Origin of the sequence: Mesorhizobium sp. M7A.F.Ca.MR.362.00.0.0 (genome assembly GCF_004023175.1) — a bacterium.
Lineage (GTDB): Bacteria > Pseudomonadota > Alphaproteobacteria > Rhizobiales > Rhizobiaceae > Mesorhizobium.
This window is the reverse complement of the sequence record NZ_RZTF01001295.1, coordinates 1-206: the sequence shown is the minus strand read 5'-3', so window position 1 is coordinate 206 and position 206 is coordinate 1. Positions and strand designations below refer to the sequence as shown.

General features: G+C 40.3%; 1 protein-coding gene. It reads right to left on the bottom strand.

Annotated features, from left to right (window positions below):
- Positions 1–36 precede the first annotated feature (36 nt).
- On the bottom strand, positions 37–192 hold the full coding sequence (locus EOC06_RS45800) for a hypothetical protein (protein ID WP_368773627.1): 156 nt from the start codon (positions 190–192) through the stop codon (positions 37–39).
- Positions 193–206 lie beyond the last annotated feature (14 nt).

Sequence of the window (206 nt, the reverse complement as noted above, 5' to 3'; positions counted from 1 at the left end):
AATTTATTGGGAATCTCAAGCATCTGCTTCATTTAGTTAAGACAGGGGAATAACTTCCCCTGTCTCAAGATTAATCAGTTTCTCCAGATAAAAACCATACAATGCCCACTTGCCGTCAGGTGATATACTGATTGGTTCGTTCTCCAATCCTTCCTTTATCACTTTAGGCTTTTCTCCACTTCCCGTGTCTATGGAGACAAATGAGT